At 72.1% G+C, this 15,254-nt stretch carries 14 protein-coding genes; 5 read left to right on the forward strand and 9 right to left on the reverse strand.

Going from position 1 to position 15,254, the window contains the following annotated elements; translation table 11 throughout:
- Positions 1-7: 7 nt before the first annotated feature.
- Complete coding sequence (locus tag ACFYO5_RS00080) at positions 8-2,548, reverse strand: FHA domain-containing protein (RefSeq protein WP_388702484.1); 2,541 nt, start codon at positions 2,546-2,548, stop codon at positions 8-10.
- Positions 2,549-2,792: 244 nt separating this feature from the next.
- Between ACFYO5_RS00080 and ACFYO5_RS00085 the strand changes: the two genes are divergently transcribed.
- A complete protein-coding gene (locus ACFYO5_RS00085) occupies positions 2,793-4,724 on the forward strand; it encodes a streptophobe family protein (protein WP_388702486.1) in 1,932 nt (643 codons plus the stop codon).
- 1 nt (position 4,725) lies between these two features.
- Here the strand turns inward: ACFYO5_RS00085 and ACFYO5_RS00090 are convergent, their stop codons facing one another.
- Entirely contained in the window at positions 4,726-5,067 is a 342-nt protein-coding gene (locus ACFYO5_RS00090; protein ID WP_388702488.1) for a hypothetical protein, read from the reverse strand.
- 181 nt (positions 5,068-5,248) lie between these two features.
- Here ACFYO5_RS00090 and serB point away from each other — a divergent pair, with 181 nt between their 5' ends.
- On the forward strand, positions 5,249-6,472 hold the full coding sequence (serB, locus tag ACFYO5_RS00095; RefSeq protein ID WP_356568257.1) for a phosphoserine phosphatase SerB: 1,224 nt from the start codon (positions 5,249-5,251) through the stop codon (positions 6,470-6,472).
- A 60-nt stretch (positions 6,473-6,532) separates the two neighbouring features.
- Here serB and ACFYO5_RS00100 read toward each other — a convergent pair whose 3' ends face one another.
- The 4 genes from ACFYO5_RS00100 to ACFYO5_RS00115 all read right to left on the reverse strand — a co-directional run bounded on the left by ACFYO5_RS00100 (position 6,533) and on the right by ACFYO5_RS00115 (position 9,198).
- Complete coding sequence (locus tag ACFYO5_RS00100; RefSeq protein ID WP_388702490.1) at positions 6,533-7,051, reverse strand: SixA phosphatase family protein; 519 nt, start codon at positions 7,049-7,051, stop codon at positions 6,533-6,535.
- Positions 7,052-7,155: 104 nt separating this feature from the next.
- On the reverse strand, positions 7,156-7,365 hold the full coding sequence (locus ACFYO5_RS00105; RefSeq protein ID WP_356568253.1) for a hypothetical protein: 210 nt from the start codon (positions 7,363-7,365) through the stop codon (positions 7,156-7,158).
- Between the two features lie 172 nt (positions 7,366-7,537).
- The gene (locus ACFYO5_RS00110; RefSeq protein ID WP_356568251.1) at positions 7,538-7,654 is read right to left on the reverse strand and encodes an SGM_5486 family transporter-associated protein; all 117 of its coding nucleotides are present in this window, start codon (positions 7,652-7,654) and stop codon (positions 7,538-7,540) included.
- 263 nt (positions 7,655-7,917) lie between these two features.
- Positions 7,918-9,198, reverse strand: a complete 1,281-nt coding sequence (locus ACFYO5_RS00115; RefSeq protein ID WP_388702492.1) for a CynX/NimT family MFS transporter — start codon at positions 9,196-9,198, stop codon at positions 7,918-7,920.
- Between the two features lie 82 nt (positions 9,199-9,280).
- On the opposite strand from ACFYO5_RS00115, the gene ACFYO5_RS00120 reads away from it, so the two are divergent.
- Positions 9,281-9,970: a FadR/GntR family transcriptional regulator gene (locus ACFYO5_RS00120; RefSeq protein WP_388702494.1), complete on the forward strand. Its 690-nt coding sequence runs from the start codon at positions 9,281-9,283 to the stop codon at positions 9,968-9,970.
- Here the strand turns inward: ACFYO5_RS00120 and ACFYO5_RS00125 are convergent.
- The 3 genes from ACFYO5_RS00125 to fabG form a co-directional block, all read right to left on the reverse strand.
- A complete protein-coding gene (locus tag ACFYO5_RS00125; RefSeq protein ID WP_356568245.1) occupies positions 9,951-10,304 on the reverse strand; it encodes a hypothetical protein in 354 nt (117 codons plus the stop codon). The genes ACFYO5_RS00120 and ACFYO5_RS00125 overlap by 20 nt on opposite strands.
- Before the next feature lie 162 nt (positions 10,305-10,466).
- A complete protein-coding gene (gene fabI, locus ACFYO5_RS00130) occupies positions 10,467-11,234 on the reverse strand; it encodes an enoyl-ACP reductase FabI (RefSeq protein ID WP_073496525.1) in 768 nt (255 codons plus the stop codon).
- A 5-nt stretch (positions 11,235-11,239) separates the two neighbouring features.
- Positions 11,240-11,944, reverse strand: coding sequence for a 3-oxoacyl-[acyl-carrier-protein] reductase (fabG, locus tag ACFYO5_RS00135; protein ID WP_356568242.1), 705 nt, complete (start codon positions 11,942-11,944; stop codon positions 11,240-11,242).
- Positions 11,945-12,336: 392 nt separating this feature from the next.
- Between fabG and ACFYO5_RS00140 the strand changes: the two genes are divergently transcribed.
- Positions 12,337-13,860, forward strand: a complete 1,524-nt coding sequence (locus ACFYO5_RS00140) for a TldD/PmbA family protein (RefSeq protein WP_388702497.1) — start codon at positions 12,337-12,339, stop codon at positions 13,858-13,860.
- A complete protein-coding gene (locus ACFYO5_RS00145; protein ID WP_388702498.1) occupies positions 13,857-15,251 on the forward strand; it encodes a metallopeptidase TldD-related protein in 1,395 nt (464 codons plus the stop codon). The genes ACFYO5_RS00140 and ACFYO5_RS00145 overlap by 4 nt, the downstream gene beginning before the upstream one ends.
- Positions 15,252-15,254 lie beyond the last annotated feature (3 nt).

The raw sequence follows: 15,254 nt of genomic DNA on the forward strand, positions 1-15,254 counted from the left end.
CTCGCGGCTACTTGCGCATGACCTCGGGCTCGTGGCGGCGCAGGAAGCGGGCCACGAAGAATCCGCAGATCACGCCGAGAACGATCAACGCGGCCATGTCCATGCCCCAGGCGCCGACGGTGTGCTCCCACAGCGGGTCCGTCTCGCCGCCGTCCTTGGGCGGGCTGATCCTGTTGAAGTCCAGCGTGGCGCCCGCGGCGGCGACCGCCCAGCGCGAGGGCATCAGGTACGAGAACTCGTTGACGCCGACCGCGCCGTTCAGGGCGAAGAGGCAGCCGGTGAACACAACCTGGATGATCGCGAACATCACCAGCAGCGGCATGGTCTTCTCGGCCGTCTTCACCAGCGACGAGATGACCAGGCCGAACATCATCGAGGTGAAGCCCAGCGCCATGATCGGGATGGACAGCTCGACCATGGTGGCGCTGCCGAGCACCAGGCCCTTCGCCGGGATCTCCCGGCTCGCGAAGCCGATCACGCCGACCAGCAGGCCCTGGAGCACGGTGACCACGCCGAGCACGAAGACCTTGGACATCAGGTACGCGGAGCGGGACAGGCCGGTGGCGCGTTCCCGCTCGTAGATGACCCGTTCCTTGATCAGCTCGCGGACGGAGTTGGCCGCGCCCGCGAAGCAGGCGCCGACCGCCAGGATCAGCAGGACGGTGGTGGCCGTGCCGTTGGGGATGATCCGGCCCGTCTTCGGGTTGACCGGGTTGGGCAGCAGACTGTTGCCGGAGTCGATGAGCAGGCTCACCGCGCCGAGGACGGCCGGCAGGATCACCGTCAGGGCCAGGAAGCCCTTGTCGGAGGCGATCACCGAGACGTAGCGGCGCACCAGCGTGACGAACTGGGACATCCACCCCTGCGGCTTGGGCGGCCTCATCGCCTGCATGGGCGTCATCGACACGGACTGCGGGGCGATGGCGTCGATGTCCGCGGCGTACATCTGGTAGTGCTGCGAGCCCTTCCAGCGGCCCGCCCAGTCGTAGTCGCGGTAGTTCTCGAAGGCGGAGAAGACATCGGCCCAGGTGTCGTAGCCGAAGAAGTTCAGCGCCTCCTCGGGCGGACCGAAGTAGGCCACGCTGCCGCCGGGCGCCATCACGAGCAGCTTGTCGCAGATCGCGAGTTCGGCCACCGAGTGCGTGACCACGAGGACCGTACGGCCGTCGTCGGCGAGACCGCGCAGCAGCTGCATGACGTCGCGGTCCATGCCCGGGTCGAGACCCGAGGTCGGCTCGTCGAGGAAGATCAGCGACGGCTTGGTCAGCAGCTCCAGGGCCACCGACACGCGCTTGCGCTGGCCGCCGGAGAGGGAGGTGACCTTCTTCTCCTTGTGGATGTCCAGCTTCAGCTCGCGCAGCACCTCGTCGATGCGGGCGTTGCGCTCGGCGGCCGTGGTGTCGGCCGGGAAGCGGAGCTTGGCCGCGTACTTGAGGGCCTTCTTGACGGTCAGTTCCTTGTGCAGGATGTCGTCCTGCGGGACCAGACCGATGCGCTGGCGCAGCTCGGCGAACTGCTTGTAGAGGTTCCGGTTGTCGTAGAGGACGTCGCCCTCGTTGGCGGGCCGGTAGCCGGTGAGGGCCTTGAGCAGGGTGGACTTGCCGGAGCCGGACGGGCCGATGACCGCGATCAGCGACTTCTCCGGAACACCGAAGGAGACGTCCTTCAGGATCTGCTTGCCGCCGTCGACCGTCACCGTCAGGTGGCGTGCGGAGAAGGAGACCTCACCGGTGTCGACGAACTCCTCGAGCCGGTCGCCGACGATCCGGAACGTCGAGTGACCGACGCCCACGATGTCGGTGGGGCCGAGCAGTTGCGAGCCGCCCTTGGCGATCGGCTGGCCGTTGACGTACGTGCCGTTGTGCGAGCCGAGGTCGCGGATCTCCATGCGCCCGTCGGGCGTCGAGTGGAACTCGGCGTGGTTGCGCGAGACCTGGAGGTCGGAGACGACCAGGTCGTTCTCCAGGGCGCGGCCGATGCGCATGACGCGGCCGAGGGAGAACTGGTGGAACGTGGTCGGGCTGCGGTCGCCGTAGACCGGCGGCGCCCCCGCGCCGACGCCGGGGCCCTGCTGCTGCGGCACGGGCGCGGAGACCTTCTGCGGCGGCTGCCATCCGGGCTGCGGCATCTGCTGCGGCGGCATCTGCTGCGGCGGCATCTGCTGCTGGGGCGGGGCCTGCTGGGCCCAGCCCGGGTTCGCGGCCTGCGCGGCGTACGGCTGCTGCGGCTGTGCGACCGCCGTCTGTGCGGCGGAGAGGTGCAGGCGCGGTCCGTCGGTGGCGTTTCCGAGGTGGACCACCGAGCCGGGCCCGATGTCCACCTGGTGGACGCGCTGGCCCTGTACGAACGTTCCGTTGGTGCTGCCGTGGTCCTCCAGTATCCAGCCGTGGCCGTTGAAGGTGACCGTGGCGTGACGCCACGAGACCCTGGCGTCGTCGAGGACGACCTCCCCCTGCGGATCCCGTCCGAGGGTGTATGACCTGGACGGATCGAGCGTCCAGGTGCGTCCGTTCAATTCCAGTACGAGTTCCGGCACTCCATGCCCCACTGAGTAGTCCCCCGAGTTACCCCCATCACAGGGAGTCTAGGGATGTCGAACATCGTCGGGAACTATTTCAGGCCCGGCCCCCTGACCGAAAGTCGGGCCTTGTGAAGGGGGCGCGCGGGCTGCCCGCGGTCTCATCGGCCGTTCCCGTTGACGGGGTTGAAACCGGGCCGGAGAGTGGTAAACGCACGCGAGGGGGACGGACGCGGTGATCTCCGCGCTCCGCACCGCGGATCGGGGGGTCTGCATGAGTGCCGGCACGAGCGTCGGGAACGACGGGAGCGCGGCGTACGACCAGGGTGTGCCGTGGCTGGACGTGCTGCTGTCCGCGATCGCCGCGGTGAGCTGGGCGTTGATCGGGATGGCGGGGACGGCGGCGCTCGGGCTGCATCTGCTGGGGGCCGACACCGCGGGTTCGCTGGGGCCCATGACGGCGGCCGTCGTGGCGCTCGGCGCGGGCGGTTCCGTGACGCCGTCGGGCGATGTGTCCACGTTCGGCCTGACGGGCGCGGAGGCGAACACCGCCGTCGAGATCACGCCACTGGGCGTGAGCCTGACGGGCGCGGTGCTCCTGTCGTGGTTCTTCCTACGATCCCTGCGCGCGACCGGAGTCGTGGTCACGCCGGCCGAACTCCTCGCGCGCGGGGGCACGGTGGTCGCCCTGTTCGTGGCCACCCTGGGCGGCCTGGCCTGGGCCGGCCACGACGTCATCACCATCGACGGCGGGGCCCTGGGGCTGGACGACCTGCCCGGCGGCGGTGACGCGGGCGGCGTCGGGATCCCCGGGGTGGGCGACCTCGGGGACATCGGTGCCCTGCTGCCCGACCGGCTCGGGGACCTGGTCGACGCGCAGGCCGCGGTCGGGTTCACCGTCGACACGGCCGCGACGCTCCTCGGCGCTCTCGTCTGGTCGGCCGCGGTCCTGCTGATCGCCCTGCTGGCCTCCCGCCGGACGCCACTGCCGCACGGCTGGGACACCGTGCACCGGGTGGTGCGGCCCGCCGTGTCCGCCCTCGTCACGGTGGTGCTGGTCGCGGTGGGCGCCGGGCTCGCGGCGGCCGCGTACGCGGCGATCGGCGACGACCACCCGAAGCGGATCGCGGGCGCGGCGCTGCTCGGTGCGCCCAACGGGGTGTGGCTCGGGGTGGACGTCGGTCTGTTCGTGCCGTGGGACGGCAGGGCGACGGGTGTCCTGACGCGGGTGCTGCCCGATCCGCTCGACGACCTGCTGGCCAGTGACACCGATCAGGCGGTGACCCTGGGCCGGCTGGCCGAACTGGACGGTCGGGTATGGCTGTTGGGGGTCGCGGCGGCGGTGATGATGCTGCTGGCGGGGGTGTTGGCGGCCGTGCGGAGCCCCGTGGGGCGGGCGAGGGCGGCGGACGCCGCGGACTCCCGTCCCGGTGGTGCGCGGGAGGAGGGAGCCGCCGGCTTCGTCGGGCGGTGCGCGGTGCGACTGGGCGTCGTGACCGCGACGGCCCTGCCGCTGCTCGCCTGGCTGACGGACGTGTCCGTGGACGCCTCCCTGTCCGTGCTCGGGTTCGACGCCTTCGGCGCCGGCGTGGACCTGCACGGCCGTCTCGGCACGGCCTTGCTGCTCGGGGCCGCGTGGGGGGCCGGCGCCGGCGCGGCCGGTGCCCTGCTCGCCCGGGCGACCGGGGCGGCGGGCACCCGGGCGGTGGCGCCGGCGACCCGTGACATGACGGCGGGGCCGGCGGGTGACGGGGCGGCGGGCCCGATGGGTGAGGGGGCGGCGGGCCGGATGGATCACTGGGCGGCGGGCCCGGCGGACGACCGGGCGGCCCCGACGCCTGGGCAGGTCGGGCAACCCCCGTACGGGCCCGGTCCGGGGCGGGCGCCGCACGGGTCCGGGCATCCGGAGGCGGCGGACGGCGACTCCGGGCCGTACGCGCCGGGTACGCCGTACCGGCCGCCCAACCCGGCGACCAACCCCTACCTGCGGGTGCCGGAAGCGCTGGGAGAACCGGAGGACGCACGCTCCGGGGACGGACTGTACGACGCACCGACGATGGTGGGCCCCGTCGAGCCGTCGGCCGGACGCCCCCGGCGCCCGCCCCGCCACCCACGCTCCGGGGAGCGGTCACCGGACGACGGCCCCGTGCCACCACCCCCGCCACCGCCTCCCCCGCCTCCCGACCGGCCGGGCGGTGGTCGGTGAGTCACAGGGGAGGGAGGTCGAGGCAGAGGAGCACGGCCGGTGCGACAGCGCCGGCCAGGAACCCCAGCGACGCGAACCGGGCCGGGCGGGCGAGACGGCGGACGCCGGGAGCGAAGCGGAGGGGTGCCAGTACGGCCGCGGTGACGCCGACCTGGAGCACCGCCACCCTCGCCCACGGCGCCAGTGAGGTCATCGGCTGTGCCCAGGCAACCGAGAGAACGGCCAAGAGCACGACGGGGCCGAACACGAGCAGCGCCGCCCAGCTCCAGAACAGCACGGCCAGCGGAAACCACCCGGCCCAGTCGCCGAGGTCATGGGGTTCGACGTTCCGTTTCACGTTCACGCGGCCAGCCTGTGGCCGGCGAGCGGACGGCGTCATGAGTGCTCCTACTCATCCGGCCCCGCCGACCGCTCACCTGTGTTCCCTTCACATGATCGCCGCGTACCCGACACCCACTGTTCGGTGTCCGCCTGGCGGACCTCGGCGGCGGGAGGCACTGGGTGCCGGATACGGTGGATACACCATGAGCGCTTCGCAGACCTCGCCGACCTCGGCCTCCGATCTCCCGACTCTCCTTGTCAAGATCTTCGGCAAGGACAGGCCGGGCATCACGGCCGGCCTCTTCGACACCCTCGCCGCCTACTCCGTCGACGTGGTCGACATCGAGCAGGTCGTCACCCGTGGCCGCATGGTGCTGTGCGCGCTCGTGACCGAGCCGCCGCAAGGGCTGGAGGGGGATCTGCGGTCGACCGTCCACAGCTGGGCGGAGTCCATGAAGATGCAGGCCGAGATCATCTCCGGCCTCGGGGACAACCGGCCGCGCGGACTCGGACGGTCGCTGGTCACCGTGCTCGGGCACCCGCTCACCGCGGAGGCCACTGCCTCCGTCGCCGCCAGGATCACCAAGGTCGGCGGCAACATCGACCGTATCTTCCGGCTGGCCAAGTATCCGGTCACCGCCGTCGAGTTCGCGGTCTCCGGGGTGGAGACCGCGCCGCTGCGCACCGCGCTGGTCACCGACGCCGCGGCACTCGGTGTCGATGTCGCCGTCGTCGCGGCGGGGCTGCACCGGCGCGCCCAGCGGCTGGTCGTCATGGACGTCGACTCCACGCTCATCCAGGACGAGGTGATCGAACTCTTCGCGGGGCACGCCGGCTGTGAGGACGAGGTCGCCGAGGTGACGGCGGCGGCGATGCGCGGCGAGCTGGACTTCGAGCAGTCGCTGCACGCGCGCGTGGCGCTGCTCGCGGGCCTCGACGCCTCGGTGGTGGACAAGGTGCGCGCCGAGGTGCGGCTGACGCCGGGCGCGCGCACGCTGATCCGCACCCTGAAGCGGCTGGGTTACCAGGTCGGCGTCGTCTCCGGCGGCTTCACCCAGGTCACCGACGACCTCAAGGAGCGGCTGGGGCTGGACTTCGCGCAGGCCAACACCCTGGAGATCGTCGACGGCAAGCTGACCGGCCGGGTCACGGGGGAGATCGTGGACCGCGCGGGCAAGGCGCGGCTGCTGCGCAGGTTCGCCGCGGAGGCGGGCGTACCGCTGTCGCAGACGGTGGCGATCGGTGACGGCGCCAATGATCTGGACATGCTGAACGCGGCCGGTCTCGGTGTCGCCTTCAACGCCAAGCCGGTGGTGCGCGAGGCCGCGCACACGGCGGTGAACGTGCCGTTCCTGGACACCGTCCTGTACCTGCTGGGTGTCACCCGGGAAGAGGTCGAGGCGGCGGACACGCACGACGAGGGGTAGCGGCCGGGACCGACCGCGGGGCCCGGCGTGCTGCCGGGCCTCACGTCTACCGTGACGGTGTCACTCGGACGGCGCCCAGTAGTCGACGAGCGTGGCCGCACCCGGCTCCAGGGATTTCCAGGAGCCGTCGAAGGACACGACGGCGAAGGCGGCGGCCGGGAAGCCGCGCCGGGTCATCCGCTCGCGTGCGTCGCCCTCGGCGGCGCCGGAGAGGATCTCGGCGAGGCCCTCGATGCCCGGGTTGTGGCCGACCAGGAGGAGGTTGTGCACCTCTTCCGGGGTTTCGTTGAGCAGGGCGATCAGCTCGCCGGGCGAGGCCTCGTAGATCCGCTCCTCGTAGACCGTCCTCGGCCGGTGCGGGAACTCGTGGACGGCGAGTTTCCACGTCTCACGGGTGCGGGTCGCGGTGGAGCACAGGGCGAGGTCGACGGGAATGCCGGTACCGGTCAGTCGGCGTCCGGCCCGGGCCGCGTCCTGGCGGCCCCGGTCAGCGAGCGGTCGCTCGTGGTCGGTCACCTGTGGCCAGTCGGCTTTCGCATGCCGGAAGAGGACGATCCTGCGGGGTTCTGCGACGCTCATGACTCCCAGCTTCGCATGAAACAGGCCATGGGGCGCAGGGAGTTGACACGCGCCTCGGCCGGGGTCCGGGGTGTGAAGAGTGCGCCCGGGCGTGATCGCCGGCGCTAGCGCGCGAGGAGCTGCCGCACGCGGTCGACGAGGTCGGTGATCGCCGGGTCGCCGGATGCCGCCTGGGCGTCGGACGGGTTGAGTATCAGTGTGAGAAGGGCGACGAAGGCGAGGGTCGGCAGGGCCAGCGCCCACCAGGGCAGCCGGGTGTCGGCGCCGCTGCCCTGGGCGGCCGGGTGGGGCCGGGTGTGTGAGGGGGCCGACATGGGTGCCTCCGCTGGTCTCCGAGGGTTCCCGGCCGCGTCGTGCGGCCACCTCTCGAAGGTACGGATCCGGAGGCCGTCGTCCCATCCGGTGGTCCACCCACTTGACCCTGACCCTCACCCCCTAGGGGACAGGGGGGTTAACCCCACCGTGGCCGGTCGGGGCCGGGTCGCGTCAGGGGGAGGCGATGGTGGCGATGATCCCGATGATCACAAAAATGAGGAGGAACGAGCCGAAGACGATGAGCATCTTCTTCTGGCCGTTCTCGGGGTTCGGATCGAGCACTGGCATGGGTCAAGTCTCGCACCCGGCGCACGGCAGAAATCCCGCGGGGTCAGCGAGGGCGTGGGGGCGTCGGCGGGCCCGCGGCAGGGCAGCGGAGCCAGCGGGCTCCCGGGAGGGCAACGGCTCGCGGGGCGGAGGGCAACGGCTCCCGGAGCGGGCGTCGGCGGGCCCGCAGGACGGCAGGGGCGTCGGCGGGCCCGCAGGAGGACAGCGGCCGGAGAGGCGGGCGTCGGCGGGCCCGCGGGACGACAGCGGCGCGCGGGCGGCCGTCAGCGGGCGGTCTCCTCCTCCACCGTGCGGTCGCGGCCGGCGAGCACTCCCACCGCCATCTGCGGGATCATGAGCGCCGCCATCAGCGCGAGGGGCAGACCCCAGCCACCGCTGTGCTGGTAGAGCACGCCCACCAGCAGCGGTCCGGGGATCGACAGCAGGTAGCCGGCGCTCTGCGCGAAGGCCGACAGCTGGGCCACTCCCCCGCTGGTCCGGGCCCGCATCCCGACCATGGTCAGCGCCAGCGGGAAGGCGCAGTTGGAGACGCCGAGCAGCAGCGCCCAGGCCCAGGCGCCGGCGGCGGGCGCGAAGTGCAGGCCGGCGTACCCGGCGAGACCGCACAGGCCGAGCACGACGACGATCGGTCCCTGGTGCGGCAGCCGGGTCGCGACGCGCGGGATCACGAAGGCCAGCGGCACCCCCATGACCATGGTGACGGCCAGCAGGAGTCCGGCCGTGCTCGCGGGCACACCCGCGTCGCGGAAGATCTGCGGCATCCAGCCCATGGTGATGTAGGCGGCGGTGGCCTGGAGCCCGAAGAAGACGGCGAGCGCCCAGGCGGTGCGGCTGCGGGTGATGCGCAGTACGGCGGGTGCCTCCACGCGCGCGGAGGTCCGCGCGGCGGGCGTGGTCCTCCGCTCGCGGGCCGCCAACGGCAGCCACGGCAGTACGGCCGCCGCCGCCAGGCCCGCCCAGACCACGAGCCCGGACCGCCAGTCGCCGCCGAGCGCGTCGGTCATGGGCACGGTGACGGCGGCGGCGGCCGACGTGCCGAGGGCGAGGGCCATGGAGTACAGGCCGGTCATGGAGCCGACGCGGTCGGGGAACCAGCGCTTGACGATGACCGGCATCAGGACGTTGCTGACGGCGATGCCCATGAGGGCGAGGGCGCTGGCGGCGAGGAAGCCCGCCGTACCGCCCGCGTAGGGCCGTACGAGCAGGCCCGCGGTGATGGCGGCCATGCCGGCGCAGACCACCGCGCCGGCGCCGAAGCGGCGGGCGAGGCGGGGCGCCATGACGCCGAAGACGGCGAAGCAGAGCGGGGGTACGGAGGTGAGGAGGCCGGCTACGCCGCCGCTCATGCCGAGGCCGGATCGGACCTCTTCGAGGAGGGCGCCGAGGCTGGTGATCGCGGGGCGGAGGTTGAGGGCGGCGAGGACGATGCCGAGGACGACCAGGCGGGTCGCCCACGCGCTCGGGGCGGGGGGCCGGGACACCGGACGGCCCTGCGTCGCCGGGGCCACCTGATCGCGCGTGCTCGTGGTTTTCTCGCTCACCATGTCGTCCATCATAGAATCATAGGATGATTGGCTGTCCATCCCCGGTGCCCGTTGTCCGGCCCCGCCCGTGCGAAGGTGTGCCATGCCCCTGAGCCATCCCCGTCGCTCCGCGCTGGCCGAGCAGGTCATCGCCGCGCTGCGCACCCAGATCACCTCGGGCGAGTGGCCGGTGGGCTCGCGCATCCCGACGGAGCCCGAACTGGTCGAGCAACTGGGCGTCGCGCGCAACACGGTGCGCGAGGCCGTCCGGGCACTGGCGCACAACGGCCTGCTGGACATCCGGCAGGGCTCGGGCACCTATGTGGTGGCGACCAGCGAGCTGGCGGGCGTGATGCACCGCCGCTTCGCGGACGCCGACCCGCGGCACATCGCCGAACTGCGGGCCACCCTGGAGTCGGGCGCGGCCCGGCTGGCCGCCGAGCGGCGCACGGAAAAGGACCTCGGACAGCTGGACACGCTGCTGCTGCGCCGCGACGAGGCGTGGGAGTCGGGGGACACCGAGGTCTTCGTGACGGCGGACGCGACCTTCCACCTGGCGGTGGTGGCCGCCTCGCACAACGACGCGATGACGGCCATGTACGCCGATCTGGGCGAGGTCCTGCGGGACTGGCTGCGCGAGGACGTCGGCGAGGAGCTGACGCCGGAGACACGTATGGACCACACCCGGCTGGTCGACGCGATCCGCGCGGGGGACGCGGAGGCGGCGGCGGTCGAGGCGGCGAGCTATCCGTTCCTGTGCCGGCCCGGCCGGTTCACGCCGGCCGATGACTGACCCAGGCCGCGCCGACCTCCTTCCAGCAGCGTCCGGTCAGCCGCACGGTCACGGCCGGTCCCACGTCGACGGGGCCGCCGTCGGTGTCCAGGTCCCACCAGCGCGCGCACTCGATGTGCAGGCGCACCCGGTCGGTGACGGCGTCGGGGTTGTGGCAGTAGGCGGTCACCCGCGACCCGTCGACGCTGGTCCGGCACTCCGCGCCGAACGGCTCCTCGGGTACGGCGCCGGCACGCCGGTCCTCCACGCGCGCGTGGGGGAACGCCTCGTACGGCAGGGACAGGACGAGGCAGACGGCGACGGTCACTGGGGCCAGGCTGCGGAACAGGCGCACAAGGGGACCTCCTCGGCCGGGCTGGGGAGGGAAGCGCTTGACGGGCGCGCACTCCAGAGTGCCCCGCGCGGGTGCCCCGCCGCCCGGCCGGATGCGCCGAACGGGTGACGCCCCGCCTCCCGCGCGATGCGGGCTGCGGGGCGTCGGTGACGTGCCGGGAGATCAGGCGCCGATGGCGTGCAGGCCGCCGTCCACGTGGATGATCTCGCCGGTGGTCTTCGGGAACCAGTCGCTCAGCAGGGCGACGATGCCGCGGCCGGCCGGGTCGGGGTCCTTGAGGTCCCACTCGAGCGGGGAACGGGTGTCCCAGACGGCGGCCAGGTCGCCGAAGCCCGGGATGGACTTCGCGGCCATCGAGCCGAGAGGGCCCGCGGAGATGAGGTTGCAGCGGATGTTCTGCTTGCCCAGATCGCGCGCCATGTAGCGGCTGGTGGCCTCCAGGGCGGCCTTGGCCGGGCCCATCCAGTCGTACTGCGGCCAGGCGTACTGCGCGTCGAAGGTGAGGCCGACGACGGAGCCGCCGTTCTGCATCAGCGGCAGGCAGGCCATGGTGAGCGACTTCAGGGAGAACGCCGAGACGTGCATGGCCGTGGCGACCGACTCGAACGGTGTGTTCAGGAAGTTGCCGCCGAGGGCGTCCTGCGGAGCGAAGCCGATGGAGTGCACGACGCCGTCGAGGCCGCCCAGCTCCTCGCCGACCACGTCGGCCAGTCGGCCCAGGTGCTCGTCGTTGGTCACGTCGAGTTCGATGACCTTGGTGGGCTTGGGCAGCTTCCGGGCGATGCGCTCGGTCAGCGTGGGCCGCGGGAACGCGGTCAGGATGATCTCGGCGCCCTGCTCCTGAGCCAGCTTGGCGGCGTGGAAGGCGATGGAGGACTCCATCAGCACTCCGGAGATCAGGACGCGCTTGCCCTCGAGAATTCCGCTCATGGTGATCAGTGACCCATTCCCAGTCCGCCGTCTACGGGGATGACGGCTCCAGTGATGTACGAGGCGTCGTCCGAGGCGAGGAACCGCACCGTCGCGGCGATCTCGTCGGGCTGCGCGTACCGGCCGAGCGGCACCTGCGAGACGATGTTCGCACGCTGCTCGTCGGTCAGCGCCTGCGTCATGTCGGTGTCGACGAAGCCGGGCGCGACGACGTTGAAGGTGATGTTGCGCGAGCCCAGCTCACGGGCCAGGGAACGCGCGAAGCCGACCAGGCCGGCCTTGGAGGCGGCGTAGTTCGCCTGCCCCGCGGAGCCGAGCAGCCCGACCACCGAGGAGATCAGGACGACCCGGCCCTTCTTGGCGCGCAGCATGCCGCGGTTGGCGCGCTTGACGACCCGGAAGGTGCCGGTGAGGTTGGTGTCGAGGACCGAGGTGAAGTCGTCCTCGGACATGCGCATCAGGAGCTGGTCCCTGGTGACGCCGGCGTTGGCGATCAGGACCTCGACCGGGCCGTGCTCGGCCTCGATCTCCTTGTAGGCCTGCTCCACCTGCTCGGAGTCGGTGATGTCGCACTTGACGGCCAGGAAGCCGGCCGGCGGCTCCCCCGACCGGTATGTGATCGCGACCTTGTCGCCGGCGTCGGCGAACGCGCGGGCGATGGCGAGGCCGATGCCTCGGTTGCCTCCGGTGACGAGAACCGAGCGGCTCAACGGATCACCCTTTCCGTAGGGGTCTTGACACCCGCCCGGACAGCTGGATCGACAGGCGGCTTCTTCGAGAACCTATCGGTCCGGGCCCGCCGACAGGGAATCGGGCACCGACAGTGGCGTGTACAGGTGACTGTCGGGTTTCTACAGTTCGCCGGGACGTCGGTCCGCCGTTCCGGGGGCATGGGCGGGCGGGCCCTCGGCGCCGGCCGTTTCGGGCTTCCCGCGGTCGGGGGGTCCCCGGGGAGCGGTCCGATGTCCTGCCGCAGAGCGCGGAACATCCCACGGGACAGGCCGGAAACGTCGTCCACTTTTTCCGAGGAACGGGCGCGGTGAGCCATGATTCACTGCTTGCGACGTATCTCGCAGGCGAGCAGTTCGAAGGGATCGCATCCGTGCCCCATGAAATCGATCAGTCATTTCTGGCACTACCCCTGCGGGCCCTGGCGGACGCCGCCCTGGCACGCGCGCGTGCGCTCGGCGCGGACCATGCGGACTTCCGGTTCGAGCGGGTGCGCAGCGCCTCCTGGCGGCTCCGGGACGCCCGGCCCTCCGGGTCGTCGGACACGACGGACCTCGGGTACGCGGTGCGGGTGGTGCACGGCGGGACGTGGGGGTTCGCGTCCGGTGTGGATCTGACGATGGACGCCGCGGCCAAGGTCGCCTCGCAGGCGGTGGCGATGGCGAAGCTCTCCGCGCGGGTGATCGCGGCGGCCGGGTCCGACGAGCGTGTGGAGCTGGCCGGCGAGCCGGTGCACGCCGACCGCACCTGGATCTCGTCGTACGAGATCGATCCGTTCACCGTGCCCGACGAGGAGAAGGCGGCGCTGCTCGCGGACTGGAGCGCGCGGCTGCTGGCGGCCGACGGGATCAACCATGTCGACGCCTCGTTGCTCACCGTCCACGAGAACAAGTTCTACGCCGACACCGCGGGGACGGTGACCACTCAGCAGCGGGTACGGCTGCACCCGGCGCTGACGGCGGTGTCCGTCGACGAGTCCAGCGGCGAGTTCGACTCGATGCGGACGATCGCGCCGCCGGCCGGGCGCGGCTGGGAGTACCTCACCGGCACCGGCTGGGACTGGGACGAGGAGCTGGAGCGGATCCCGGAGCTGCTCGCCGAGAAGATGCGGGCACCGAGCGTCGAGCCGGGCCTGTACGACCTGGTGGTCGACCCGTCCAACCTGTGGCTGACCATCCACGAGTCGATCGGGCACGCCACCGAGCTGGACCGGGCGCTCGGCTACGAGGCCGCCTACGCGGGTACCTCCTTCGCCACCTTCGACCAGCTCGGCACCTTGCGCTACGGCTCGGAGCTGATGAACGTGACCGGCGACCGAACCGCCGAGCACGGCCTGGCGACCGTCGGCTTCGACGACGAGGGCGTCGAGGCGCAGTCCTGGGACCTGGTCAAGGACGGCACGCTCGTCGGCTACCAGCTGGACCGGCGGATCGCGAGACTGACCGGGTTCGAGCGCTCCAACGGGTGCGCGTTCGCCGACTCGCCCGCGCACGTGCCGGTGCAGCGCATGGCCAACGTGTCGTTGCGGCCGGATCCGGCGGGGATGTCCACCGAGGGCCTGATCGGAAGCGTGGACCGGGGGATCTACGTCGTCGGGGACCGGTCCTGGTCGATCGACATGCAGCGCTACAACTTCCAGTTCACCGGGCAGCGGTTCTTCCGGATCGAGAACGGGCGGATCACCGGCCAGTTGCGGGACGTGGCCTACCAGGCGACGACCACCGACTTCTGGGGCTCCATGGCGGCCGTCGGCGGCCCGCAGACGTACGTCCTGGGCGGCGCCTTCAACTGCGGCAAGGCCCAGCCGGGCCAGGTCGCGGCCGTGTCGCACGGCTGTCCGTCCGCCCTGTTCAAGGGCGTCAACATCCTCAACACGACGCAGGAGGCCGGCCGATGAGCGCCCGTACCGACAAGCCGCACGAGGTCGTGGAGCGCGCGCTGGAGCTGTCGCGGGCGGACGGCTGTGTGGTGATCGCCGACGAGCGGTCGACCGCGAATCTGCGCTGGGCGGGCAACGCGCTGACCACCAACGGCGTCACGCGCGGGCGCACGCTCACCGTGATCGCGACCGTCGACGGCAAGGAGGGCACCGCCTCCGGGGTCGTCTCGCGGTCCGCGGTGACCGCCGACGAGCTGGAGCCGCTGGTGCGGGCGGCGGAGGCCGCCGCGCGCGGTGCCGCTCCGGCCGAGGACGCGCAGCCCCTGGTGACGGGCGGGGCGCGGTCCCCCGAGTTCACCGAGGCGCCCGTCGAGACCTCGTCCGCCGTGTTCGCCGACTTCGCGCCGGCGCTGGGCGAGGCGTTCGCCCGCGCGCGTGCGGGCGGCCGGGAACTGTACGGCTTCGCCAACCACGAGCTGGTCTCGACCTACCTGGGCACGTCGACGGGGCTGCGGCTGCGGCACGACCAGCCCAACGGGACGCTGGAGCTGAACGCGAAGTCGCCGGACCGTACCCGCTCGGCGTGGGCGGGCCGCTCGACGCGGGACTTCAAGGACGTCGACCCGGGGGCGCTCGACGCCGAACTGGCCGTCCGGCTCGGCTGGGCCGAGCGGCGGATCGACCTGCCGGCGGGCCGGTACGAGACGCTGCTGCCGCCGACCGCGGTGGCGGACCTGATGATCTACCAGCTGTGGTCGGCGTCGGGCCGGGACGCGGCCGAGGGGCGGACGGTGTTCTCCAAGCCGGGCGGCGGCACCCGGCTCGGCGAGAAGCTGGCCGAGCTGCCGCTGACCCTGCGCAGCGACCCGAACGAGCCGGGTCTGGAGTCGGCGCCGTTCGTCGTGGCGCACTCCTCGGGCGGTGACCAGTCGGTCTTCGACAACGGGCTGCCGATCCGGGCCACCGAGTGGATCAGCGGTGGCGAGCTGAAGCAGCTCACCACCAGCCGGCACAGCGCGGCCCTGACCGGTCTGCCGGTGGCTCCCGGGGCCGACAACCTCATCCTGGACGGCGGTTCCGACCGTTCCCTGGAGGACATGGTCGCCGACACCCGGCGGGGGCTGCTGCTCACCTGCCTGTGGTACATCCGCGAGGTGGACCCGGCGACGCTGCTGCTGACCGGGCTGACCCGGGACGGCGTCTATCTCGTCGAGGACGGCGAGGTGGTCGGCGAGGTCACCAACTTCCGGTTCAACGAGTCCCCGGTCGGCCTGCTGGGCCGGGCCACCGAGGCCGGGCGCACGGAGAAGACGCTGCCCAGGGAGTGGAGCGACTGGTTCACCAGGTCCGCGATGCCCGCACTGCGGGTGCCGGACTTCAACATGAGCTCTGTCAGCCAGGGCGTATAACCT

The organism is Streptomyces sp. NPDC006259 (assembly GCF_042870975.1).
Classification (GTDB): Bacteria; Actinomycetota; Actinomycetes; order Streptomycetales; family Streptomycetaceae; genus Streptomyces.